General features: G+C 66.3%; 12 protein-coding genes. 11 read left to right on the top strand and 1 reads right to left on the bottom strand.

Going from position 1 to position 25,676, the window contains the following annotated elements:
• Positions 1-151 precede the first annotated feature (151 nt).
• From galT to V6584_RS05885, 4 genes are all read left to right on the top strand, one after another.
• Entirely contained in the window at positions 152-1,429 is a 1,278-nt protein-coding gene (galT, locus tag V6584_RS05900; protein WP_340469558.1) for a galactose-1-phosphate uridylyltransferase, read from the top strand.
• A complete protein-coding gene (galK, locus tag V6584_RS05895) occupies positions 1,426-2,685 on the top strand; it encodes a galactokinase (RefSeq protein WP_340469557.1) in 1,260 nt (419 codons plus the stop codon). Before galT ends, galK begins: the two co-directional genes overlap by 4 nt.
• 242 nt (positions 2,686-2,927) lie before the next feature.
• Positions 2,928-3,200 carry an ACT domain-containing protein gene (locus tag V6584_RS05890; protein ID WP_340469556.1) on the top strand — a complete coding sequence of 91 codons (273 nt, stop codon included), beginning with the start codon at positions 2,928-2,930 and terminating at the stop codon, positions 3,198-3,200.
• A 10-nt stretch (positions 3,201-3,210) separates the two neighbouring features.
• Positions 3,211-4,575, top strand: a complete 1,365-nt coding sequence (locus V6584_RS05885; protein ID WP_340469555.1) for a PFL family protein — start codon at positions 3,211-3,213, stop codon at positions 4,573-4,575.
• Between the two features lie 21 nt (positions 4,576-4,596).
• Here the strand turns inward: V6584_RS05885 and V6584_RS05880 are convergent, their stop codons facing one another.
• The gene (locus V6584_RS05880; protein ID WP_340469785.1) at positions 4,597-5,196 is read right to left on the bottom strand and encodes a tRNA (cytidine(34)-2'-O)-methyltransferase; all 600 of its coding nucleotides are present in this window, start codon (positions 5,194-5,196) and stop codon (positions 4,597-4,599) included.
• A gap of 249 nt (positions 5,197-5,445) precedes the next feature.
• On the opposite strand from V6584_RS05880, the gene V6584_RS05875 reads away from it, so the two are divergent.
• The 7 genes from V6584_RS05875 to V6584_RS05845 all read left to right on the top strand — a co-directional run bounded on the left by V6584_RS05875 (position 5,446) and on the right by V6584_RS05845 (position 25,476).
• Positions 5,446-6,372: an HhH-GPD family protein gene (locus tag V6584_RS05875; RefSeq protein ID WP_340469554.1), complete on the top strand. Its 927-nt coding sequence runs from the start codon at positions 5,446-5,448 to the stop codon at positions 6,370-6,372.
• 99 nt (positions 6,373-6,471) lie between these two features.
• On the top strand, positions 6,472-7,086 hold the full coding sequence (locus tag V6584_RS05870) for a hypothetical protein (protein WP_340469553.1): 615 nt from the start codon (positions 6,472-6,474) through the stop codon (positions 7,084-7,086).
• A 252-nt stretch (positions 7,087-7,338) separates the two neighbouring features.
• Positions 7,339-10,905: a DNA-directed RNA polymerase subunit beta gene (rpoB, locus tag V6584_RS05865; RefSeq protein ID WP_340469551.1), complete on the top strand. Its 3,567-nt coding sequence runs from the start codon at positions 7,339-7,341 to the stop codon at positions 10,903-10,905.
• A gap of 145 nt (positions 10,906-11,050) precedes the next feature.
• Complete coding sequence (locus V6584_RS05860) at positions 11,051-15,268, top strand: DNA-directed RNA polymerase subunit beta' (RefSeq protein WP_340469549.1); 4,218 nt, start codon at positions 11,051-11,053, stop codon at positions 15,266-15,268.
• A 353-nt stretch (positions 15,269-15,621) separates the two neighbouring features.
• On the top strand, positions 15,622-16,389 hold the full coding sequence (locus tag V6584_RS05855; protein WP_340469548.1) for a tyrosine-protein phosphatase: 768 nt from the start codon (positions 15,622-15,624) through the stop codon (positions 16,387-16,389).
• A 52-nt stretch (positions 16,390-16,441) separates the two neighbouring features.
• Complete coding sequence (locus V6584_RS05850) at positions 16,442-21,028, top strand: PD-(D/E)XK nuclease family protein (protein WP_340469547.1); 4,587 nt, start codon at positions 16,442-16,444, stop codon at positions 21,026-21,028.
• Entirely contained in the window at positions 21,025-25,476 is a 4,452-nt protein-coding gene (locus V6584_RS05845; RefSeq protein WP_340469546.1) for an ATP-dependent helicase, read from the top strand. Before V6584_RS05850 ends, V6584_RS05845 begins: the two co-directional genes overlap by 4 nt.
• Positions 25,477-25,676: the final 200 nt, after the last annotated feature.

Genomic DNA, 25,676 nt, shown 5'->3' with positions numbered 1-25,676 from the left:
AGGCCTCCCTCCCCCCTCACGGTCGGGCGGCCGTGAGTGCAGAGGGGAAGACGGCGGGTCCAGCGGGTTCTTCCGGGTCCTCCCCATCGACCGCAGGTCCGGGAGGGACGGGTGCCGGCCAGGATCGACAAGCAGAGAAAGGCGCATGATCATGCTGTCAGAAGGGTACACTCCCCGCAGGTACGTACCGGGTGAATATGCATCCCGCCATATCCGCATCACCGCGACCAGGCTGGCTGACGGTCGCCGTTTCTTCTACATGGATGACGATCCCGCCTATGTCAGCGGGGCCAAGACCAGGCGACTGGACGACCCGCGCCCCCTGACAGATCGTTTCGGCCCCCGTCTCGATGCCGAGGGGAGGGAGGTCCCCTTCCAACCCCCGCAGATGAGGAGGGACCCTCTGACCGGCGACTGGATTCCCATGGCGACGGCCCGGATGAACAGGCCGATCACAGCAGGCCCAGGGGCAACGGCCAAGGGGAACCCCCTGGCGGCCAGGAAACCGGGAGACCCTTATCAGGACGGGGAGATTCCCGACACCGATTATGACGTGGTGGTATTTGAAAACCGTTTTCCCTCGATGATGCAGGTCCCTGGTGCCGACGTGCAGGAGGGGCATGTGGATGGGAACCCTCTGTGGCCGGTGAGGGAGGCCAACGGCCGTTGCGAGGTGGTCTGTTTCGATCCCAATGAGCAGGGTCTGCCTGCCGACCTCCCGGTGAGCCGTCTGCGTACGGTGGTCGAGGCCTGGGCCTTCAGGACTGCGGAAATTTCGGCCATGGACGGCATAGAGCAGATCTTCCCCTTCGAAAACCACGGCCAGGAGATCGGAGTCTCCCTTGCCCATCCGCACGGGCAGATTTACTCCTACCCCTTCATCGCCCCCCGTATGGAGCAGGAGCTCCGCCAGTGCAGGGCCTATCGCGAGCGCACCGGAGGCAACCTCCTGCATGACATTCTCCAAGGGGAGTTGGAGGCAGGGGAGAGGGTGGTCTTCCGCAACCGCACCTGGGTGGCCTATGTGCCTGCAGCAGCCCGCTGGCCCATGGAGGTCCACGTGGCCCCGGTCCGCGACGGGATCCTTACCCTTGACCAGCTCGACGACGACGAGCGCTGGGGCCTGGCACAGATGTATTCCACACTGTTGAAGAGGGGGAATGCCTTCTTCGACAGGGGGGACGGGCGGGGGATGGACCTGCCCTACATAGCCGCCTGGCATCAGGCCCCGGTCCGAGACGGTCGGCGGGAGGACTACAGGCTCAACCTCCAGTTCTTCTCCTTCCGCAGGGCAGTGGATAAAATCAAGTATTTGGCCGGGTCGGAGTCCGGCATGGCCGCCTGGGTTTCCGACACGACCCCCGAAAGAATCGCCGCCCGCTTCCGCCAGCTGGGACCGGTGGACATCGAAGATGAGGAAACAGCATGAATACTGTCCAGTTCATACAGGCCATGGACGGGGGTCCTGCCGGGACCGGGACCAACCAGGCTTCAGCCCTTTTCATCAGGGCCTACGGGCACGATCCCGAAGGGGTCTGGAGCGCACCGGGCAGGGTCAATCTGATCGGTGAGCACACGGATTACAACGGGGGGCTCTGCCTGCCCATAGCCCTCCCCCATCGGACCTTCCTCGCCCTGAGCCCCAGGCGGGACGACCTGGTCCACCTGGTCTCCTCCAAGGGTGACGGAAAGACCGTGGAGGTCCACCTGGACGGTCTTGAGGCCGGAGGGGTGCAGGGATGGTCCGCCTACCCCGTCGGTGTGGCGTGGGCCTTGCGTTCCATGGGGATGGACGGGGTGCACGGGTTCGATGCAGCCTTCGTCTCCAGCGTTCCGGTGGGCGGGGGGCTGAGTTCCTCCGCAGCCATGACCTGCTCCAGCGCCCTGGCCTTGGACGACGTATTCGGACTGGGCCTCGGCGGCAGCGACCGGGGGAGGGTCAGGCTGATTCAGGCCGCCATGATGGCGGAGAACGACATGGCCGGGGCCTCGACCGGAGGCATGGACCAGAACGCCTCCATGCGCTGTCAACCCGGTCACGCCCTCCGCCTTGACTGCCGCAGCGACCTGGATGCCATGCACAACGTCAGGCAGGAGGAGTTCGACCTCAAATCCATGGGGCTGGAGCTGCTTGTGGTCGACACGCAGGCCCCCCACCAGCTCAACGACGGCCAGTACGCCCAGCGCCGCCGCACCTGCGAGGAGGCCGCCCGGACCCTGGGGGTGAGCGACCTGAGGGTGGTGGCCGACCGGGTGAACGGATCGGGTGACCCGCAGACCGCCCTGGCCCGTGTCCTGGAAGCCCTGCCCGATCAGGTAAGCCGGCGGAGGGTGCGGCACGTGATCAGCGAAATCGGCAGGGTGGACGACTTCATCAGCGCCTTCGCCGCCCGCGATGTGGTCCGTGCAGGTGAGCTCTTCAACGCCTCCCACGACTCCCTTCGTGACGACTACCAGGTGACCGTGCCCGAGCTGGACACGGCGGTCAACGTGGCCAGGGCCGATGGGGCCTATGGGGCCAGGATGACCGGGGGAGGCTTCGGAGGTTCCATCATCGCCCTGGTCGATGCAGGACTTGCGGCACAGGTGGCCCAGGACATAGCGGACGAGTTCCGCCGCAAGGGCTTCCATGAGCCCAGGGCCCTGTCGGCCGTCGCTTCCTCCAGCGCCCGGCGGGAGGCCTGAGGTCCCTGGAGACCCTGGACTACACCAGACCCAACGGGGACAGGCAGGTCCTGTCTGCAGACTTCCTCTCGGCCGTCCAAGAGGTCCTTCTGAGGGACGGCCACTGAGATGCCCGGAGCCACTTGGCCCTCACCTTCCGTATAGTAGGTGTCAACCCTGCCGGCAGCCCTGGCCGGCCTGGGCGGACGCGCTGCCCGCCCAGGCCGGTCCTGCCGACGGGAACCTCACATCGAAGGAGCCTCATGGATAAGGCAATCATCACCGTCGTGGGCAGGGACCGGGTTGGCATCATCGCCGCAGTCACCACCTACCTGTCGGACCACAAGGTGAACGTGCTGGACATATCGCAGACCATCATCGACGGTTTCTTCAACATGATGATGATCGTGGACTGTTCGGACCCCGACATCCCCTTTGATGACCTTTCGGTCGGGCTGAAGACCCTGGGCCAGGGCATAGGGGTGAGGATCCGCGCCCAGCGCGAGGAGATCTTCACCAGCATGCACAGGATCTGAAGGGGGCCTCATGATCAGCATCGACGAGGTGGGTCAGACCAACGACATGATCGATCGGGAACGCCTGGATGTGCGCACCATCACCATGGGGATCAGTCTGCTGGATTGCGTCAGCGGGGATGTCGACATGCTCTGCCGGAACATCCACCGCAAGGTGGTCTCCCTGGCCGGCGACCTGGTGAGGACGGGGGAGGAGATCTCCCAAGAGTACGGCATCCCGATCGTCAACAAACGAATCACCGTCACACCCATATCACTGGTGGCCGCCGGGGCCTGCCACACCGTCAGCGACTATGTGACCGTGGCCCGCGCCCTGGACAGGACGGCCCAGGAGGTCGGCGTCAACTTCATAGGCGGTTTCAGCGCCCTGGTCTCCAAGTCCATGACCCCGGCGGAGCGTCTCCTCATCCAATCCCTTCCCGAGGCCTTGAGTCGGACGGAACGGGTCTGCGCCAGCGTCAACGTCGGGTCCACCAGGACCGGCATCGACATGGACGCCGTGGCCCTGATGGGCAGGGTCATCAGATCCCTGGCCCAGGCCACGGCCGAGACCGACAGCTCGGGCTGCACCAAGCTGGTCGTCTTCTGCAACGCCCCTGACGACAATCCCTTCATGGCGGGGGGCTTCCATGGGGTCACAGAGGGCGACGCCGTCATCAACGTGGGGGTCTCCGGTCCCGGTGTGGTCCGCACGGCCGTCGAGACGGCCCGGGGGATGAGCTTCGACCAGCTCTGCGAGACCATCAAGCGCACCGCCTTCAAAATCACGCGGATGGGTCAGCTGGTGGCCCAGGAGGCCAGCAGGCGGCTGGGGGTCCCCTTCGGCATCGTCGACCTCTCCCTGGCCCCCACCCCGGCTGTGGGCGACTCTGTGGGCGAAGTGCTCAGGGCGATGGGCCTGGAGGAGGTGGGGGCGCCCGGGACCACGGCGGCGCTCGCCATACTCAACGACCAGGTCAAAAAGGGCGGGGTGATGGCCTCCAGCTATGTGGGCGGCCTGTCCGGGGCCTTCATCCCGGTTTCGGAGGACCAGGCCATGATCGAGGCCACCTCGCAGGGGGGCCTGACCATAGAGAAGCTTGAAGCCATGACCTGCGTCTGCTCGGTCGGCCTGGACATGATTCCCATCCCGGGCGACACCCCCAGCGAAACCATCGCGGGGATCATCGCCGACGAGGCCGCCATCGGAATGGTCAATCAGAAGACCACGGCCGTCCGCGTCATCCCTGTCGCAGGCAAGGGGGTGGGAGAGCGGGCGGAATTCGGAGGCCTTATGGGAGGGGGACCGGTCATCCCCGTCAACACCAGGTCCTGCGCGGATTTCGTGAACCGGGGCGGCCGCATACCGGCACCCATCCACAGCTTCAAGAACTGACGAGGCGACAAGGGGACCCGCTCAGCGTCCCCCCTTGAAGCCCAGCTGCCTCCAGGCCTCATAGATGGCTATGGAGGCGCAGTTGGTCAGGTTGAGGCTGCGCAGGCTGGGCCGCATGGGGAGCCGCACCTGTTCGGCCACATGGGGGCCTTCCATGATTTCCATGGGGTCGGGGATGTCGCCCGGCTCCGGCCCGAACAGGAGGATGTCGTCCGGCCGGTAGTCCACTTCGGTGTAGAGCTTTGTGGCGTGGGCCGTGAAGGCGATGATTCTGGAGTCCGGCATTGTCTGCACCAGGTCGTCGAAATCCGGGTGGAGGACCACATGGGCCATGTCATGGTAGTCCAGGCCGGCCCGCCTCAGTTTGGTGTCGTGGAGGTTGAAGCCCAGAGGTTCCACCAGGTGGAGGATGGTTCCCGTCACCGCGCACAGGCGGATGGCCGACCCCGTATTGCCCGGGATCCTCGGTGAGTAGTAACAGAGGTGGGGCGTGGTGGTCCGGGTCCGCCCGGCCTCCTCGGCCTTCATCATCGCGTCGACCACGCTGATCGGGTTGCCGTGGGCATCGGTGACCAGTTCATCCGGTCCGTAGTTCGATTTCCGGTAGCCGTACTCATACATGGCCTGGACCCTGTCCTCGGCCCCCTGACCGCCCTGGCCGGTCTCGGGGGACCCTCCCGCCTCGCCGGCCGTCTGACCATCATGTCGCATCTGAACCCGTCCTCACTCACATGTCCGCCGTGGTTTGCGCCCTGCCAAGCCCCCGGCGGCAGATAGCCTACCTTCACCTTCCAACATGTGCCGCCCGATCGGTCCGCCACCGGCTCAACCGGGGGTCACGGTCGTGGTCCCCGTTCACAATTGGCAGACATGAGCGAGACCTTCACGAGGACGGCCCCCCCGGTCCCAGAGCCTGCGGAACCCGAGGCGTACAGGCTCCTGGCGGCCTGGTGGCGGGCCAATGCCCGGGACCTGCCCTGGCGGTTCGGCAGGACCACCCCCTGGGGGATCCTGGTCTCCGAGGTCATGAGCCAGCAGACCCAGATGAGCCGGGTGGTGCCTTACTGGACGGAGTGGATGGCCGTCTGGCCGGATGCCGCCGCCCTGGCCCGGGCCTCTTCCGCAGAGGTGATCACGGCCTGGGGGAGACTGGGGTACCCACGCCGTGCCCTGCGCCTGCAGGAGTGCGCAAGGAGGGTGACGCAGGAATATGATGACCGCCTTCCCGATGACTACCAGTCCCTGGTCGACCTGCCCGGGGTGGGCGACTACACGGCAAGCGCCGTCCTTTCCTTCGCCTTCGGACGGCGGGTCGCCGTCATCGACACCAACATCCGCCGTGTGCTCAGCCGGGTCTTCCTGGGGGTCGAGTCCCACGGGGGGACTGCCACCCCGGCAGAGCGGAAGATGGCCCAGGAGGTCCTGCCGGTGGGTGAAGAGGAGTCCGTGATCTGGAACCAGGCTGTCATGGAGGTGGGCGCCCTGGTCTGCCTGCCCAAGGCCCCCCGCTGCGAACAGTGCCCCCTCAGGGGGTCCTGCCTCTTCCTCAAGGATGGTCTGCCGGGCCTGGGCCAGGGGAGGACGCGCCCCCGCCAGGGCTTCAAGGGGACGGACCGTCAGGTCCGCGGACTGATCCTGGCCGCCCTGCGTGGTCATCCTGCCGGTTGGGTCCTGGACAGGGGGAAGGTTGAGGGTCTGTGGGCGGATCAGGCCCGCTTGGGGGCCTGCCTGGCCTCCCTGGACGATGACGGCCTGATTGAAATCCTGCCAGGGGGCTCCATCCGCCTGCCGATCTGATTGCCCCGGCCCGATTCGGGGTCCCAGACCGCCGACCCCTCCACCCGTTGACGGCATGCCCGGGGACTTCCTCACCGGTCCGGTCTAGACTTTGGTCGTATGGCCAAGCGGAAAATCAGTGAGAAGCAGCGCAGGATCTATCGGCGTCGCCGGATCGTCGCCCTCATCCTGGCTGCCCTCATCCTGGCCGGCCTGGTCTGGGGGGCCGTGGTCGGGGTCAGGGCCATCAGCGGCAAACTCCACCAGGCGGGTGGCAGGATGGCCTCCTCCATCCAGTCGAAGACCAAGTCCGGCGAAGACAGGGCTCCCGCCAAGGTGCCCGACTGCGGGCCTGATGACCTGGCCCTCTCCCTGAAGACCGACCAGCCCACGGCTCCTGTGGGAGGGGCGGTCACCTTCACCGCGGTCATGGAGCACAAGGGGTCCGTCAATTGCCTGGTCGACGGGTCCGACGGCAACCGGGTGCTCACGATCATGCGGGGGGAGGAGACGATCTGGAGGTCGGACTCCTGCAAGGTCCAGCCCCGAACCCTCCTCATGTCCAAGGAGGACAAGGACAGCCAGGAGATAACCTGGAACGCCGATGCCAGCGGGAAGGACTGCCAGGCCGACAGGGATCTGCCCAGGGTGAAGGCCGGATCGTATACGGCCCTCCTGGTGTTGAAGACCAAGGACACCGTCAGGTCCCAACCGGTGCCGATCATGATTCAATGACCGCCTGCCGTCGGTTCCGGTCATGAAGACGGTCCCGAACCGCCGGGACGGTTGATCCGGGACCGGGCCAGATGCGACACGCCGATTGCATCACAGTCCTTGGCCTGGTATATTTGAATCTTTGCATGAGGTATGTCATATTGCGGGCATACATCATCGAGGAGATGCCCGCGAATTGGCATATGGCGGCTGTTCGGCGTCTCCTGGTGAAGCGGGAATCATCGAAAAGGCGAGCGATAAGGAAAGTCCATTTTGGCTGCCAATAAAGCTGCAAAGAGTACCACCACCACATATGCACGCGCCGACGAAGCCGACATCAAGGCGCACAAGGCCTCCGACCGTGTCAACTTCGGTTCCATCCGTGAACCCATCGAAGTGCCCTACCTGCTCGGCGTGCAGACGGACAGCTTCGACTGGTTGATCGGCAACGACCGATGGAAGCAGAGGGTCGAGGATGACCGGGTGAACGGGACCCACACGGTCCCCACCGTCTCCGGTCTGGATGAGGTCTTCCAGGAGATCTCACCCATAGAGAACTTCGCCCAGACCATGAGCCTGACCTTCTCGGACCCATACTTCGAGGAGCCCCGCCATACGGTCCAGGAGTGCAAGGAGAAGGACTACACCTACTCCGCCCCCCTCTACGTGAACGCCGAGTTCGAGAACGGCGAGACCGGGGAGATCAAGTCCCAGACCGTCTTCATGGGCGACTTCCCCCTCCAGACCCCCCACGGGACCTTCATCATCGGCGGCTCGGAGCGTGTCATCGTCTCCCAGCTGGTCCGTTCTCCGGGCGTCTACTTCGACCGTACGCCGGACCGCACCTCCGACAAGGAGGTCTTCGGCGCCAAAATCATCCCCAGCCGGGGAGCCTGGCTGGAGTTCGAGATCGACAAGCGTGACGTCCTGGGTGTGCGCGTGGACCGCAAGCGCAAGCAGTCCGCCATCGTCTTCCTCATGGCCATCGGGATGTCCAAGTCCGAGATCCGCAAGGCCTTCAAGGGTTACCCCCTGGTCCTGGATGCCCTGGAGAAGGAGACCATAGAGAGCCAGGACGAAGCCCTGACCGACCTCTACCGGAAGATCAGGCCCGCCGACACCGCCTCCGCCGAGGCCGGCCGCAACCTGCTCGACTCCTTCTACTTCAACACCAAGCGTTACGACCTGGCCCGGGTGGGCCGGTACAAGATCAACCGCAAGCTGGGCCTGGAAGCCGATTACAACGACCGCAGCCTCCACAAGGAGGACATCGTGGCCACCCTGAAGTACCTGGTGACCCTTCACGCCGGCGGGCAGACCTTCACCGGCAGGCGGGACGGCCAGGAGATCGAGCTGCGGGTGGATGTGGACGATATCGACCACTTCGGCAACCGCCGCATCCGTCAGGTGGGCGAGCTGATCCAGAACCAGCTCCGCACCGGCCTGAGCCGGATGGAGCGTGTGGTCCGCGAGCGCATGACCACCCAGGACGCCGAGGCCATCACCCCCCAGTCCCTGATCAACATCCGCCCGGTCAACGCCACCATCAAGGAGTTCTTCGGGACCTCCCAGCTGAGCCAGTTCATGGACCAGAACAACCCGCTGGCCGGCGTGACCAACAAGCGCCGCCTGTCGGCCCTGGGCCCCGGCGGCCTCTCCCGCGACCGCGCCTCCATGGAGGTGCGCGACGTGCACCCCTCCCATTACGGACGCATGTGCCCCATCGAGTCCCCCGAAGGCCCGAACATCGGTCTGATCGGGTCCCTGGCCACCTTCGCCCGGGTCAACCCCTTCGGCTTCATCGAGACCCCCTATCGCAAGGTGGTGGACGGCCGGGTGACCGATGACGTGGTCTACATGACCGCCGACCAGGAGTCCGAGCACACCATCGCCCAGGCCAACCAGGAGATCGACGATACGGGACACTTCGTCGAGGACGAAGCCCTGGTGCGTGACGCCGAGGCCGAGGCCAAGGATGTGCCCGTCTCCCAGGTGGACCTGATGGATGTCTCCCCCAGGCAGATGGTCTCCGTCGGCGCCTCCCTGATCCCCTTCCTGGAGCACGACGAGGGCCACCGAGCCCTGATGGGCACCAACATGCAGCGTCAGGCCGTCCCCCTGGTCAAGTCGGAGCGGCCCCTGGTCGGCACCGGGTCCGAGTGGCGTTCCGCCATCGACTCGGGTGACGTGGTCCTCGCCGAGAAGCCCGGCGTGGTCATCTACGTGTCCGCCGACATCATCCGGGTCATGAACGACGACGGGACCCAGTCCTCCTACAAGTTGGCCAAGTTCCAGCGGTCCAACCAGACCACCTGCTACAACCAGGTCCCCCTGATCAAGGACGGGGAGCGGGTCGAGGCCGGCACGGTCCTGGCCGACGGCCCCGCCACGGAGAAGGGCGAGATGGCCCTGGGCAAGAACCTCCTGGTGGCCTTCATGCCCTGGAACGGTTACAACTACGAGGATGCGGTCATCATCTCCCAGCGCCTGGTCCAGGACGACACCCTGAGCTCCATCCACATCGAGGAGTACGAGACGGACGCCCGTGAGACCAAGCTGGGCGCCGAGGAGATCACACGCGACCTGCCCAACGTGGGCGAGGACGCCGTGGCCAACCTGGACGAGCGCGGCATCATCCGCATCGGCGCCGAGGTCGAGGCCGGCGACATCCTGGTCGGCAAGGTCACCCCCAAGGGCGAGACCGAGCTGACCCCCGAGGAGAGGCTCCTGCGGGCCATCTTCGGCGAGAAGAGCCGCGAGGTGCGTGACACCAGCCTCAGGGTCCCCCACGGGGAGACCGGCACCGTGATCGAGGTCAAGGAGATCACCCGTGAGGATGCCGAGGAGGACGGCGACGAGCTGCCCAACGGCGTCAACAGGATGATCAGGGTCTACATCGCCCAGCACCGCAAGATCACCCAGGGAGACAAGCTCTCCGGCCGCCACGGCAACAAGGGCGTCATCTCCCGGATCCTGCCGGAGGAAGACATGCCCTTCATGGCGGACGGCACCCCGATCGACATCATGCTCAACCCCCTGGGCGTCCCCTCCCGTATGAACCTCGGGCAGGTCCTGGAGCTCCACCTGGGGTGGATAGCCCACTCCGGCTGGGACATCAGCCTCGATCCCGACCTGGAGGCCGAGTGGAAGAAGCACATCCCGGCCGGCGCCGAGAAGGCCGATCCCGGCACGCCCGTGGCAACGCCCGTCTTCGACGGTGTGCGCCAGGACGCCCTGAACGGCCTCCTGCACACCACCCTGCCCAACAGGGACGGGGAGCGTCTGGTGGGCGACGACGGGAAGGCCGTCCTCTATGACGGCCGTACCGGCGAGCCCTTCACCAAGCCGATTTCCGTGGGTTACATGTACATGCTCAAGCTCCACCACCTGGTGGACGACAAGATCCACGCCCGGTCCACCGGCCCCTACTCCATGATCACCCAGCAGCCCCTGGGCGGCAAGGCCCAGTTCGGCGGCCAGCGCTTCGGCGAGATGGAGGTCTGGGCCCTTGAAGCCTACGGTGCCGCATACACCCTGCACGAGATGATGACCACGAAGTCCGACGACGTGGATGGCCGTGTCCGGGCCTATGGCGCCATAGTGCGCGGGGAGAACCTGCCGGCAGCAGGCATACCGGAGTCCTTCAAGGTCCTCCTCAAGGAGATGCAGTCCCTGGCCCTGAACGTCGAGGTCCTCAACGCCGAAGGCGAGGCCATCGAGATGAAGGACGAGGACGACGACCCCAACGCCGCCTCCAACGACCTGGGCTTCAACATCGGGGCCCGTCCCGATGCGGCGGCCAAGGCCGATCAGAGCGTGCCCGAGCCGGAATTCCGTTGATCCGACCGCCGGGCGGCCCCTGTGACCGCCCGGCCTTCACCCGCCAGGATCAGCTCGCCCGCCCCACCGGTCGGTGTCGGCAGGTCCGGGTCCTGGTCCGGCAGAGAACTTCACAGCAGTTACAAGATCAAAGACAGGACATAGAGTGCTGGACGTCAATGCATTTGACAAATTGAGAATCGGACTGGCCACGGCCGACGACATCCGCGGTTGGAGCTATGGAGAGGTCAAGAAGCCCGAGACCATCAACTACCGTACCTTGAAGCCTGAGAAGGACGGTCTCTTCGGCGAGCAGATCTTCGGCCCCACCCGTGATTGGGAGTGCGCCTGCGGCAAGTACAAGCGCGTGCGTTTCAAGGGGATCGTCTGCGAGCGGTGCGGGGTCGAGGTGACCCGTTCACGGGTCCGCCGCGAGCGTATGGGCCACATCGAGCTGGCCGCCCCCGTCACCCACATCTGGTTCTTCAAGGGTGTTCCCTCCCGCCTGGGATATCTGCTCGACATAGCCCCCAAGGACCTGGAGAAGGTCATCTACTTCGCGGCCTACATGGTCACCAGCGTGGATGAGAAGCAGCGCCACGACGACCTGCCCGACCTCCAGGAGGAGTTCGACACCGAGGTCTCCCAGCTGGAGAAGAAGAGGGACCTGGACATCGACAAGCGCGCCAAGAAGATGGAGGAGGACCTGGCCGAACTCGAGAAGTCCGACGAGGCCAAGGGCTCCATGAAGACCCGCCTGCGCAACGGGGCCGAGCGCGACATGGCAGCCATCCGCAAGCGTTACGACGACCAGATCCAGAGGATCACAGCCGTCTTCGACCGGTTCAAGGGTCTCAAGCCCGGTGACATGGAAGGTGACGTGGACCTCTGGCGGGAGATGCAGGACCGCTACGGGGACTACTTCGACGGCTGCATGGGAGCCGAGGCCATCAAGAAGCGCCTGCAGGACTTCGACCTGGAGGGGGCCGCCAAGGAACTCCGCCATGAGATCGACACCGGTTCCGGCCAGCGCAAGGCACGTGCCCTGAAGAGGCTGAAGGTGGTCTCCGCCTTCCTGAACACCGGCAACAAACCCGAGGCCATGGTCCTGGACGTGATCCCCGTGATCCCCCCCGACCTGCGCCCCATGGTCCAGCTGGACGGCGGCCGCTTCGCCACCTCCGACCTGAATGACCTCTACCGCCGCGTGATCAACCGAAACAACAGGCTGAAGAGGCTGATCGAGCTGGGCGCACCGGAGATCATGCTGAACAATGAGAAGCGCATGCTCCAGGAGGCCGTGGACTCCCTCTTCGACAACGGCCGTCGTGGCCGTCCTGTCACCGGAGCTTCCAACAGGCCCCTGAAGTCCCTGGCCGACATGCTCAAGGGCAAGCAGGGGCGGTTCCGTCAGAACCTGCTGGGCAAGCGTGTGGACTATTCCGGCCGTTCCGTGATCGTGGTCGGCCCCTCCCTGCGCATGCACCAGTGCGGCCTGCCCAAGCCCATGGCCCTGGAGCTCTTCAAGCCCTTCGTCATCAAGCGCCTGGTCGACCTGAACTACGCCCAGAACATGAAGAGCGCCAAGCGCCTGGTCGACCGCGCCGACCCCGAGGTCTGGGGGGTGCTGGAAGAGGTCATCTCCGAGCACCCCGTCCTGCTCAACCGTGCACCCACCCTGCACCGCCTGGGCATCCAGGCCTTCGAGCCCATCCTGGTCGAGGGCAAGGCCATCCACCTGCCCCCGCTGGCCTGCGCGGCCTTCAACGCCGACTTCGACGGCGACCAGATGGCAGTCCATCTTCCCCTGTCCGCCGAGGCCCAGGCCGAGGCCCGCTCCCTCATGCTGGCTTCGGACAACATCCTCAAGCCGGCGGACGGCCACACGGTGACCATGCCCTCGCAGGACATGATCCTGGGTCTGTACTATCTGACCACCGTCCGCGAGGGGGCCAAGGGCCAGGGGCGGATCTTCTCCAGCCTGGCCGAGGCCCGCATGGCCCTGGACCTGGGTGAGATCGACATGCAGGCCCGGATCCTGATGAGGGTCCCCGCCGACTTCGTCATGCCCAAGGACTGGGAGCCGGGCGAGTTCAAGGCCATCGACCCCGAACCCGGCTGCCCGGACGTGGTCAAGGAGGAGGTCTTCAAGGACGGCTCCAGGCTCTTCGCCACCAATTACGGCAGGTTCCTGTTCAACCGGACCCTCCCTGTGGACTACCCCTTCATCAACGAGCAGGTGCCCAAGGGCAAGCTGGCCGGGATCGTCGACGACATCGCCACCCGGTACTCCACCGCCCAGGTGGCCGCCACCCTGGACGCCCTGAAGGATCTGGGCTTCACCAGGGCCCAGTGGTCGGGCGTGACCATGGCCTTCTCCGACATCGTGGTGCCCCCCGAGCGTTCCGAGATCGTCAACGACTACCAGGGCCAGGCCGCCAAGGTCAACTCCCAGTACGACATGGGCCTGCTGACCGACGAGGAGCGCCGCCAGGAGCTGATCAACCTCTGGACCGAGTGCACCGACAAGGTGGCTGATGCCATGCAGGAGCACTTCACCCCGGACAACAACGTGAACATCATGGTGCAGTCCGGAGCGCGTGGCAACTGGATGCAGATCCGCCAGATCGCAGGCATGCGAGGCCTGGTGGCCAACCCCAAGGGAGAGATCATCCCCCGACCGGTCAAGTCCAACTACCACGACGGCCTGTCGGTCCTGGAGTACTTCATCTCCCAGCACGGCGCCCGCAAGGGTCTGGCCGACACGGCACTGCGTACGGCGGAGTCGGGCTACCTGACCCGCCGCCTGGTCGACGTCTCCCAGGACGTGATCGTCCGCGAGGAGGACTGCGGGACCATGCGTGGCCTGACCATGAAGGTCGCAGAGCGCGACGAACAGGGCAACCTGGTCCTGGTCAAGGCCGCCGACGGCGGTCCATACTCCCGCCTCCTGGCAGCCGATGTGATCGACCCCAAGGACGGCAAGACCGTGCTCTACAAGCGCGGCGACGCCCTGTCCATGGATGTCCTGCGAGACATGGTCGCCCACGGTGTCGAGGAGGTCAAGGCCCGCTCGGTCCTGACCTGCGAGTCCTCCCGCGGGGTGTGCGCCAAGTGCTACGGCTGGTCCCTGGCCACCAACAAACTGGTGGACGTGGGCGAGGCCGTGGGCATCGTGGCCGCCCAGTCCATCGGCGAGCCCGGCACCCAGCTGACCCTGCGTTCCTTCCACTCCGGTGGCGTGGCTTCGGCCTCCGACATCACCCAGGGTCTGCCCCGTGTCACGGAGCTCTTCGAGGCCCGTACCCCTAAGGGCGAGGCCCCGATCGCAGAGTTCCCTGGCACCGTCAAGGTGGAGGACACCGACCGTGGTCGCCAGGTGACCCTGACCCCCGACGACTCCTCGATCGACCCGCTGACCTACCCGGTCACCCGTCGTGCCCCCATGTTGGTCAAGGACGGGCAGCACGTCGATGCCGGAACCCAGCTGATCGAAGGCTCCGTCGATCCCAAGAAGATCCTGCGCATCCTCGGTCCGCGTGCGGCCCAGGTCAACATCGTCAACGAGGTGCACACGGTCTACCGCTCCCAGGGCGTGGACATCCACGACAAGCACATCGAGGTCATCGTCCATCAGATGCTCCGCCGCGTGACGGTCATCGACTCTGGCGACACCGACCTCCTGCCGGGCGAGCTGGTCGACCAGGCCAAGTTCAAGGCGGCCAACGTAGAGGTCGTCAAGAAGGGCGGCAAGCCCGCGGCCGGCCGTCCCGAGCTCATGGGCATCACCAAGGCCTCCCTGGCAACCGACTCCTGGCTGTCCGCAGCCTCCTTCCAGGAGACCACCAGGGTCCTGACCGAGGCCGCCCTCAACCAGAAGGTCGACGATCTGAAGGGTCTCAAGGAGAACGTGATCATCGGCAAGCTGATTCCGGCAGGCACCGGTCTGGCCCGCTACCGCAACGCGACGGTGGAGCCGGACAAGGCCATCAGGGACACCATCTACCCCAACTTCGGTCTGAACGGGGACGATACGGACCTGAGCGACGCCGACCTGAGCGATGTGGACTTCTCCAACATCGACTTCGGAGATCTGAAGCTGGGCGACGACTTCAACCCGGATGACTTCCTCAACGACCAGGGCGGGCAGGACCACCTTGACTCCGCTGACCAGTCCTTCGGGATGAACCTGGGCGACCCCCTGGCCCCGACCACCGGATCCGGCCAGGACGGCGCCGAAGGTGCAGCCCCCTCCGATAGCACCTCGAAGGAGGCGGACGGCCAGGCCTCCGAGGGTGACGACGCAGGTGACGGGCAGGACAAGCCTGCCGGCCCCGACAGCAGCGCCACCTTCTCCTCGGCCGATTCCGGTTCCAACCAGTGAGGTCGCCCTCCCCGGTGAGGTCCAGGCCCGCCGGGGCCGGCGGACAGGATCTCAACGGCCGGTGACCGCGGCCGCCCGATGCGGTCCCCACCGGTGTGAGGTCCCCCAGTGACTGGAGTAACCCAAAGCCCCGCCCCCGCTTCTTGCGGAGGGCGGGGCTTTTCGTTTTCCGTACGGGCCAGGGCCCGCAGGCCCAGGCGCATGGATGATGTGAAAGCCGCAGATGCTATGCGGCAGGGGAGCCGGACCTGCCGCCGGGCCTCCCGGTCATGCGGGAACCTAAACTGGAGCGTGGCCAGGCATGTGCCTGCCAAACATGCGACAGCAGGGGTACCGACCAGGAGGGGCAAGGCATGACAGAGGACAAGACCGCAATCGACGGACTGTACAACTTCAGGGATCTGGGCGGCATGCCGACCTCAGGCGGACGGATCCGCCGGGGCCTCCTCTTCCGGTCGGAGGCCCTGGCGGGTCTGACCGAAAAGGGGAAGCGGCAGATGGAGGCCTCCCCGGTCCGTCTGGTCCTGGACCTGAGGGCCGGGCAGGAGGTCAAGGCCATGCCCGACCCCGACCTGGCCGGCATAGACAACGTCAACATCCCCATGCTGGACGGGTCCATGCCCCTGGATGCCGATGACGAGCAAAGGAGGGAGAGGTCGTCCCTGGATGCCGCAGGCCTCCTCCGGCAGGCCTATCTCTCGCTGATCGCCAACAACGGGCCCGACTACGTCCAGGTCCTCCACAGAACCGCCGCCATGGCCGCCCAGGGGGCAGGGACCTTGATCCATTGCTCCGCCGGAAAGGACAGGACAGGCACCTCCATCGCCTTCCTCCTTGATCTGGTGGGGGCCGACAGGGGGGCGGTCATCGCGGACTATGCATCCTCCCAGGCCAACCTTTCAGGGGCGTGGGAGCGGTCCATGCTGGACCAGATCAGCCGGGCCGGCGTCCAGATGCCCGCCCGTCTGCGCCCGATGATCGTCCTGACCCCACCCGAGCTGATCACGCAGATACTGGACCGGCTGGATGAATCCTACGGGTCCGTGGCCGGCTACCTCCTGGAGATGGGGGCGGACCAGGCCGACATCGACACCCTGCGTCGGGTCCTGGTCGAGGACTGATTCCGCCGGTTCCTGTTTTCCCTACGGCCAGGGCGGGACCTAATCTGAAGGTATGAACGAGTCCAGGCAGGCAGATGACAGTCAAACCCTCCAGGCGGTGGACGACCTCCTGGGCGATCGCCTACGCCGCACGGATGGTCGTCCGTCCACCTGCCTGGTGGTGGCGGGGCCCCCGCGCAGCGGGAAGACCAGGCTGGCCCTACGGACCCTCCTCAAAGGAATGGGGGTCTTCGGCGACGAGCGGGCCTTCATGGCCGTCTCCGGCAGGGTGGCGGCCGATTCCGTCAGCCGGGAGGTGGTCCGGGCCAGGGGGTCTTCGGGGCGAACCAGGCCCGTGGGGACCCTCCAGGCCCTGGCCTTCCGCATGGTCTGCCGGGCGAAGGCGGTCTCCGTCGGGACGGGCCCAGGGGAGGGACCGGTCGGGAACCCCCTTCCCCGCCTTCTGAACGGGGCCGAACAGGATGCCCTTCTGCGCCAGGTGATGGCTGAGCATGTGGCCCATGTCGAGGCCGGGGACTCCTGCCAGGTCTGCACCCTCCTGGAACGGTACTTCGCCAGCGAGGGGGGTTGGTCCTCGGTCCTGGTGAGGGGGGAGGACCTCCCCGGCGATGACGGTGGGCATGTGGACGACCGCTTCATCGGCCAGTTGCGCGACATGTTCGCCAGGATGACCGAACTGGGCGTGGCCGATGGGGACGAGGACCGTGTCCTGGATGCACTTTCCTGGCAGTCTGTCGACAGGGACGAGCGGGAACGACTGGGCCTGCAGTGGCGGTTGGCCTTCGCCCTACGCAAGGAGTACGGGGGCAGGATCGTCTCCGCATACCCGGGTGAGTACCGTCTGGACCCGTCCATGCTCATGGTGGAGGGTGGCCGGGCCGTCGGCCAGGTCGATGACATCCCCTCACTCCTGGTCCTGGATGACTGGCAGGACGTGACACTGGCCGGCATGGGCTTCCTGCAGGCGCTCAACCGGGCGGGCTGCCGTCTTGTCCTGGTCGGCAACTGCGATGAGTCCGTCCAATCCTTCCGTGGGTCCTACCCGGAATATCTGTCCAACAGGGTCACCAGGGACCGGGTTGAGGACCAGGGTGATGCCGCCCCCTTCCTGGCGGATGACTTCGGTTGCCTGGGGGGCGTCCAGGTCACGCTGGCCGCCCGCCCCATCGTCGGACGCCCAATCGGTGGCAGGCGGCTCGCCGAGGGGCCCGCCTCCTATGCGGACCTGGCCGTGGCCAGGATCTCCCTGGGCATCCACAGCGAAGAGGAGGGGGAGACAGGGGTCCCTGCCCGCCCTGGGAAGATGCCCGCTTGGAAGGGGGCCCTGCCCATCGCGAAATATGACGAGGAGGGCCTGCCGGGGGACGGGAGCGTGACGGCCCGCCTCTTCCACACCCCGGCCGAGGAGGAGGACGACCTGGTCTGGCAGGTCAAGCAGGAGGCCCTGACAGAAAAACGGGACTGGAACGACATGGCCGTCATAGCCCATGACAACGCCACCATCCGTTCCATCGGCAGGAAGCTCCGCCTCCAGGGGGTCCCCGTACGGTATTCGACCATCACCCGCCCACTCAAGGAGGAACCGGCCATCCAGGGGCTCTTCTCCCTGATAGACCTGGCGGAGGTTCTTTGCGACCCGGACGTCCTGGCCGACATGACGGTGGCCGAGCGGGCCGCACTGATCAGGCGGGAGGTGAAGGTCCTCCTGGCCAGTCCCCTGATTCGTGCCGAGACTGCTGCAGACGGCCGGTCCAGGACGGTGAGGGTCCAGCATCTGGATGACTTGTGCAATACAATCTGTTCCCTGGTTTCCATCCGCGCCCAAGAAGGCCCTGAACCACAGGCAGAACAGTCTGACTCCGCCCAGACCGCCCATGTCTGCCCGACCGTCGGGTCGCCGTCTGCCGGCGTGCATCCGTCCGATGGTCAACCTGCGGATGGTCAACCTGCGGATGGTCAACCAGCTGACGGGCAATCTCCTGACCGGCAGCCCGCCGCCGACGGGGGGATGGGGTCGGACCGGATCACGGCCCTGGCTTCAGCCTGGCGGACCTACGCCCAGGCGGAAAGGGAGGCGAAGGCCGCCCGAGATGCCGGAAGGGGAATCAGTGTGGATGACTCCCTTCTGACCGCTGACAGGGGGGAGGGAGGGGACCTGCCCGACATCGACTCCCTTTATGCGCTCCTCATCCTGGATCCCCCGGTTTCGGCAGGTGCAACCGACAAGGGGGCCCGCCACCTGGTGTTGGCAGACCTGGATGCAGTGGCCGGCAGGGGGGCCGATGCAGATGTCAAGGCCCTGCGCAGGGTCCTGAGAATGGTCGACAGGACGGCGGCGGGCATACGGACCCTGCCGACGGCCGAACCCCAGTACGTCCTCTGGGAGGCCTGGCAGGCCGCCGGGGTGGCCGATGACTGGCAGACGGAGGCTCTCAGGGCCGATGCGGCCGGGGAGGAGGCCAACGACCGCCTGGATGCCATGATGAGGCTTTTCCAGTATGCGGAGGGTTCCAGCCAATTCGACGGGATCCGCCCCTTCATCGCCCAGGTGCGTTCCATGCAGATCGAGGCGGACTCGCTGGCCCACATAGGCCCGGTGGAACACGCCGTCACCCTGACGACCCCGGCCGGCGCCTCGGCCGGTGCCCAGGTCTGGCCCCTGGTCTGGATTCCAGCCCTCCAGGAGGGGGTCTGGCCCAACCTGGCCCCGCGTGACACCATGTTCGGGGCCGATGACCTGGCCGACCTCATCCTGCACAACGCCATCCGCAGGGCCGGTTCAGGCTCCCTGGTCCATGACCCCCAGCTCCAGTCCATCCTCTACGCGGAGAAAAAGGGCCTTCTGGTGGCCATGACCAGGGCGACCGAGCAGGTCCGGGTCAGCGCCGTCTGGAACGACGACCTGGTCCCCTCGGACTTCCTCTACGGTTTCCTCCCGGAGATGTATGAGCGCAGGCCCGATCCAGGTCAGGTCGATTTCTCTCCTGTCGGAGGCCAGGGTGGCCGGCAGGGCAGATATGCGGGCCTGGAACTGGGGGCCAGGGGTCTGACGGCCGCCGCCCGTTCCCTCCTCGTCCGGCAGGCCCTGGCCGATGATGGAACCCGCGACGTCCTGGCGGTCGAGGATGCCGCCAGGGCCCTCTCCATCCTTTCCGGCCAGGGGATTTCGGAGGCCGACTGCGCCAACTGGCCCTTTGTCTATGCCGATGGGACCGGTCCCGACTTCCTGAAGGCAGCGGAGACAGGTGGGGAGGGTGACGCTCCATCGACCGGGCAGACGACCGTCCAGGCCCCCCCGCCGGCCACCGGAAAGGACAGGGGGACAGGCCGCCCATCTGACCCGGCCCCGGCAGAAACCCGGACCGGACCGGGCGAGGCCGGCACGGTGGCCCTGTCGCCCTCCGCCGTTGACGGCATCTGGCTCTGCCCCTTGGAATGGGTCCTCGACAATGAATTTGCCGGCCCATCGCCTGGCGGCGTGGCCACCGCCTTCGGCAGCTTCATCCACAAGGTGGCCCAGGAGGCCACCATCCGCCAGCTCGACCGGCCCGACCCTGAAGGGTCCGGCGGTGACCCGGAGGTGCGCATAGGCAGGACCACGGATGCCCTCATGGACATCTATCGGGAGCTCCTGCCCCAGTGGCAGGCCCAGAACGACCCCTCCCGCATCTATGACATCCACAGGCGGGACAGCCAGGCTGCCGGAATCCTGCACAACCTGGCCTCCTACTACGTGCTCAGCACCTCGCCGGGCTACGCCCAGTACAAGAGCGCCCCCATAGAGGTCGGAACCCTGGTGGGGGTGGACAGCGAGCGCCCCTTCGATGCCAGCCTGGGCATGGATGAGATGGTCGACCTCTGGGCGGCCACCTACCCTTCCAACCGCCTGGGTTCCCAGGAACTCTTCTCCCTCATGTCCGCCCTGGCAGGCGGCTTCCCCCCTGCCCTGACCCCGGAGGTCCGGGTCCGTCTGACCGGCCGGATCGACCGGCTGGAGTACCGCTCCCTCTCGGATGGCGTCCACGCGCGTCTGGTCGATTACAAGACGGGGAACGTGAAGCCGGGAACTTACGCCTTCAACGACCTGCAGCTGGTCTGCTACCAGTTGGGTCTGGCATACATGTTCCCCGAGCCGGCGGGCCTGGCTGAGGGGGGAGGCTGGCTGACAGACGAGCAGATGGCCGCCCGGCCCACCACGGCCGCCCCCGTCAACCAGGCGGGTCTCTTCTACGTGGCCGAACACGAGGGGCCGTCCTGTTTCTATGGAGTTGAGAACGCCTACCAGCCCGCCCTCTTCGCCGGACGGAGGCCGGGGACGCGGTTGGGGCTGAACCCAGCCTTCCAACCTCGTTATCATGCAAAGACGGTAGGCACGTTCTCCGACCTTCCCCCATTGGGGGAGGAGCCGCCGGACGGCGTGTCCGCTCCGACCTGGAACCTGGTCCTCAAGGAGAGGGGGAGCCAGGCCGTCTGGGCCCTGACCATGATCGCCAGGGTCTTCTACGCGGCCGGGGTCAAACTCTCCGCGGCACGGCCCGATTCCCTCTTCGAACAGGGGCGCTGCCACGATCCCGACAGTGACGGTCTCTGCCCTGCCTACAAACGGCTCCTGCCCAACATCATGGAGGATGGACGATGAAGGTGACACCCGATCAGATGGCGGTGGTCCAGGCCCCGCCGGAGGACGACCTCCTGGTGGTGGCCGGGGCCGGTTCCGGCAAGACGACCACGATGACCAACCGGATCATAGCCCTGATCCGCGGCGGGGTACCCGCCGAGCAGATCCTGGGACTGACCTTCACCAGGAAGGCAGCGGCGGAACTCCTTTCAAGGGTCTCGGCAGCGGTCGCCGAGGAGGGTGCCTCGACCGGGGTCGGCGGACCAATCGATCCTGACAGCGGTTTCCTCAAACCCTCCGTCTTCACATACGACGCTTTCTTCCAATCCATAGTCCGCCAGTACGGCCTCCTGGTGGGAATGAGCCAGGACACCAAGCCCCTGAGCGATGCCGGGGCATACCAGCTGGCCGCCGGGGTCGTGGCGGACCACATAGACCTGGTCTTCCCCGCCAGCCGCTCCCAGTTGCGCTCCGCGCAGGCCCCCCTGGACGTGGACGACCCCCTTGCCGGGTATTCGGCCGCCACTCCCGGGGCATCATCCCTGGCCTCGCTGAGGGCCACGCAGGACGATCAGGATCTGGACGATGTCGGGTCCGGGGCCTTTGCCACCACCGTCAGGCAGGTGCTGGACATCACCCAGGCCTGCACGACGGCCATGATCAGCCGGGACTGCCCCGACTTCGAGAGGGCCGTGGACCGGGTGCGTTCCTGGGACCGGGCGTTCATAGACCATCTGGATGATCTTATAGGTGACGCCCCCATTCCGCCGAAGTCGCCGTCGAAGGGGAAATTCAACCTCCCCAAGAGGACCGAGAAGGACACCGACCAGACCTATGCCGTGAGGATGGAGGACATGCGCGACAGCCGCAGGGAGGTGAGGCTGGTCCAGGCCGACAGGCTGCGCAGGGTGACCAGGACCCGTGAGAAGCTCCTCACCCTTGCCGAGTACTTCCAGGCCGCCAAGCGCGAGGCCAACATGGCCCAGTTCGGCGACTTCACGGTTGCCGCCTTCCAACTGGTCACCCGTTTCCCCTCGGTGGGTGCCCAGTACCGGCGCCGCTACACACACGTTTTCCTGGATGAATACCAGGATACTTCCACTACTCAGGCCCTCCTCCTCTCTGCCATCTTCCATCCGGACCGGAGGGATGATGACCGGGGGCAGGAGGAGGAACAATCGGCCCCGGCCGGCCGGGGGCCGGTCGGGGCCCTGCCGCCGGACCGCGCCGCAGACCGTCTGTCGCGGCCGGGACGTTCGGCCGTGACGGCCGTGGGCGACCCCTTCCAATCCATCTATGCCTGGAGGGGGGCCAGCCCGGGCGCCTTCATGACCTTCCTCTCCCAGTTCGGCCTGACGGGCGGACGGGCGGCGGCATCAGGAAAGGCTCCGGCCTCGGTGCCGGTATACGGGTCGCGTGAGGAGGATCACCTCCATTCCCTGTCGCAGACCTTCAGGAATTCCGACCTGGTCCTCCAGGCCGCCAACTCCCTGACCGGGCTTCTCAGGGCCGGGCACGAGGGGGGGCGGCCCTCCAGTGCCAGGATGGAGGAGGTCCGGGTCAACCCCCTCCAGGCCCGTGACGGTGCCGACAGGGGGACCGTGGGACTCCTGGGTTATGACAGGGCAGGCCAGGAGATCGACGGGGTGGTCCGCTTCGCCCGCCTGGCCTGCCGCCTCTACGGGCGGCAGGCGGAAGACAGGCAGGAGTCGACGGTGGCTGTCCTCTTCCGTTCCAAGGCCAACATGCCCCGCTTCCGTGATGCCCTAGAAGCGGCCGGACTCACCTGCCGGGTGGTCGGTTACTCGGCCCTTCTGGACAGGCCCGAGGTCATGGACCTCCTCGCCCTCCTTCACCTGGTCTGCGATCACACCGATTCCGACTCCCTGATGCGCCTGCTGGCCTCGGCCCGCTTCAACATGGACCCCTCCGACCTGGACGCCTTTGCCGCGCTCGCATCCCAGATCAACGAGGACCGGCAGTTCCGTGCCCTGGTCGCCTCCGGCCTGGCCGATTCCGATGCGGACCAGGACCAGCGGCGGGCGGCCATCAGGCGGTATCGGGACCGCATGCCCTCCACCGTCTTCCTGGTGGACACCCTCATGGAAGACGACCTGGAATCCTCCTTCGGCCATGGGCCGGGAGCCGCGATCAGCGCGAGAGGGCGCAGCCTCCTCCTGCATGCCCGCCAGGTGGTCAGGCAGGCCCAGGCACAAGCCTCCGCCCCCCTGCGTCAGGCGGTCATGGGGGCTGTCGAAGCCCTGGGGCTGGACGTGGACCTGGTCGTGGGAGAGGCCGTCAGGGACCCAAGTTCCCCCCTTCATCCCAGTTCGGCCAAGGCCGCGATCGATGCCGTCATGGACCAGGTCGACACGTATATATCGGAGCTGCCTGCCGGGACGGCACCCACCCTGACCGGGTTCATGGCCTGGGTGGATGCCATGGACCGCAGCCCGGAACAGGCGGACCAGACATCGGGGCTGCGCACCGACGTCGAGCTCATGACCATCCACCAGGCCAAGGGCCTGGAATGGGAGGCCGTCGCGGTCGTTGGACTCAAGACGAAGACCTTCCCCAGCAATCAGGGGGACAATCTTAAGATCAGCTTCCTCGGTGAGGACCCGGGCGGGCTGCCCAGGTACGAGAGCACGGCAAAGACCTGGCTGGACAACCCCACCGCAGTCCCCGCACCGGTCCGTGCCGATGCCGACATCCTCCCGCGCTTCCCGCACGACAGCCCGGACGATCTGACCCCGGAAGAGGCCTTGGAGGCCATGGACCTGGCTGCGCTGGAGGACGAGTCGGCCGGCGACATCAGGCAGACCGGGGTGGACGACCAGGGGCGGCCCCTGGAAGAGTCCGATGGGGGTTACATGACCCAGATGGAGGAATACGGGGAACGCCTCCACCGGGACGAACGCAGGTTGGCCTATGTGGCCATGACCAGGGCCCGCCACGACCTCCTGCTCACATACAGCGACAGGGCCAAGGATTTCGAACCCTCCCTGAAGGAGGTCGGCAAGGAAGGGGAGGGGGCCGGACAGGAAGATCCGGAATCGTTCTATGAGCGGGTCCGTCAATCGGCCTCCAACTTCTGGACCGAACTGGAGCAGGCCCTTGGCGACCTGCCCGACAGGGAGTCCACGGGCTATGAGGCCTACCTGGAGGCTGGAGATGCCTCCGTCTTGCCTCCTATCGGTTTCTTCGCCGGGGAACATGCCCATGACTACCGGGAGGCGGTGGTCGGCTCGGCCCTGGCAGAAGCCGAACAATTGGCCGATCGCGGACAGGAGGAGGACCTGGTCTGGCCCCTGACCTTGGGCCCGCGCGCCAGGCAGGCCCTGGGGCAGAGCGCCATCTGGGCTTCCCAGGTCCGGTCCCGACCCGGAATCCAGTCCGGGAGCCGGCTCCCGGCGCCGGCCGTGGACGGGCCCCAAGATGATGACCCGGGCCGGGGAAGGAACCGGGTCCAGGACCAGACCGGGCAGGACTCTTCAGCGGCCGGCCGCAGGGCGGGCGTGGACGTCTCCACCTGGGGGTTGTCCCAATATGCCCGTTACATCACCCAGGAGCAGGTGGGCCGCCTGGGGGTTGGCGGTGATCTTCTGGAGAGGGATATGGATGCCCTGCGAAGGGTGGGACGAGGCCTTGTGAGCGGCGGAATCCAAAGCGTCACCTCCCTTCAGGCCCTCTCGGGTCTCAAAGATGGGGAGGAGGAGCGGGCCTTCTGGCAGGGTGTGGTCAGGCCGATTCCCAGGGTCGCCTCCCCCCTGGCCCAGGCTGGCACCCTCTTCCACGACTGGGCCCGTCGTTACATCCTGCCTGACATACCGCCCTCTTCCGGCCTGCTTGACCTTCCCGAAGAGGGGCCGTCCACGTCGGACTCGGCCGACGAGCCTGGCGCAGGGGCCGGCGGCGGGCAGGCCCCCCTGTCCGGTCTGCCCCCCGAGGTCATGGCTGAGCGGGCCAGGATGGAGGCCGAACTTGCGGATCGCAGGACAGGGTCGGACAGGGCCGGGGTCCAGTCCGCAGACCATGAGGTGGAGAACAGCCTGGTCACCTGGGAGGAGAGGCTGGTCCATTCCCCCTGGGCGGGAAGGACCCCGGCATGGGTGGAACGCCCCATCGTGGCACTCCTGGACGGCCGGCTTGTCAAGGGCAAACTGGATGCCGTCTTCTTCGGAGGCCTGGATGGCGAAGAAGGCAAGGCCTACACCATCGTGGATTGGAAGACGGGGCGCAGGCCCCGTTCGGCCGGCCAGGAGGAGATCAGACTGGAGCAGCTTGACCTCTACCGCCTTCTGCTTTCTCGCCTGGAGGGAATCGACCTGGCCTCCATCGATGCCTGCCTTTACTATGTAAGTGAGCAAGAACCGGATGACCGTCTCATCAGGGCCCTACCCAGAGATGAGGACGGAATCATAAGTCAGCTCCGCGACGGGCTCCCGCCCGCCAGTGACGACGACTGAACCGGTGAGGGCCGCCCGTGCGATCAGGGATCGACGGGCGGTCCTCGTCCTGTGAAGGGCGTGTACATGGAAGGCGCATCCCGGCCGAAGAGACCTGGGGATGACCGGGCAGACCCCGCCGATCGATCGTCGGCGACGGGTGCCCGATGTATGCCGGGCATGGCAGGAGAGCGAACAAGACCCTGACGGGGGTTTCCTCC

Origin of the sequence: Bifidobacterium favimelis, assembly GCF_037963085.1 — a bacterium.
Classification (GTDB): Bacteria; Actinomycetota; Actinomycetes; order Actinomycetales; family Bifidobacteriaceae; genus Bombiscardovia; species Bombiscardovia favimelis.
The sequence above is the reverse complement of the archived record's forward strand: the minus strand, read 5'-3'. Positions and strand labels throughout refer to the sequence as shown.

Coding starts and splice junctions, on each gene's coding strand:
- galT (WP_340469558.1), top strand. CDS start 152: ATGCTGTCAGAAGGGTACACTCCCCGCAGGTACGTACCGGGTGAATAT.
- galK (WP_340469557.1), top strand. CDS start 1,426: ATGAATACTGTCCAGTTCATACAGGCCATGGACGGGGGTCCTGCCGGG.
- V6584_RS05890 (WP_340469556.1), top strand. CDS start 2,928: ATGGATAAGGCAATCATCACCGTCGTGGGCAGGGACCGGGTTGGCATC.
- V6584_RS05885 (WP_340469555.1), top strand. CDS start 3,211: ATGATCAGCATCGACGAGGTGGGTCAGACCAACGACATGATCGATCGG.
- V6584_RS05880 (WP_340469785.1), bottom strand. CDS start 5,196: ATGTATGAGTACGGCTACCGGAAATCGAACTACGGACCGGATGAACTG.
- V6584_RS05875 (WP_340469554.1), top strand. CDS start 5,446: ATGAGCGAGACCTTCACGAGGACGGCCCCCCCGGTCCCAGAGCCTGCG.
- V6584_RS05870 (WP_340469553.1), top strand. CDS start 6,472: ATGGCCAAGCGGAAAATCAGTGAGAAGCAGCGCAGGATCTATCGGCGT.
- V6584_RS05855 (WP_340469548.1), top strand. CDS start 15,622: ATGACAGAGGACAAGACCGCAATCGACGGACTGTACAACTTCAGGGAT.
- V6584_RS05850 (WP_340469547.1), top strand. CDS start 16,442: ATGAACGAGTCCAGGCAGGCAGATGACAGTCAAACCCTCCAGGCGGTG.
- V6584_RS05845 (WP_340469546.1), top strand. CDS start 21,025: ATGAAGGTGACACCCGATCAGATGGCGGTGGTCCAGGCCCCGCCGGAG.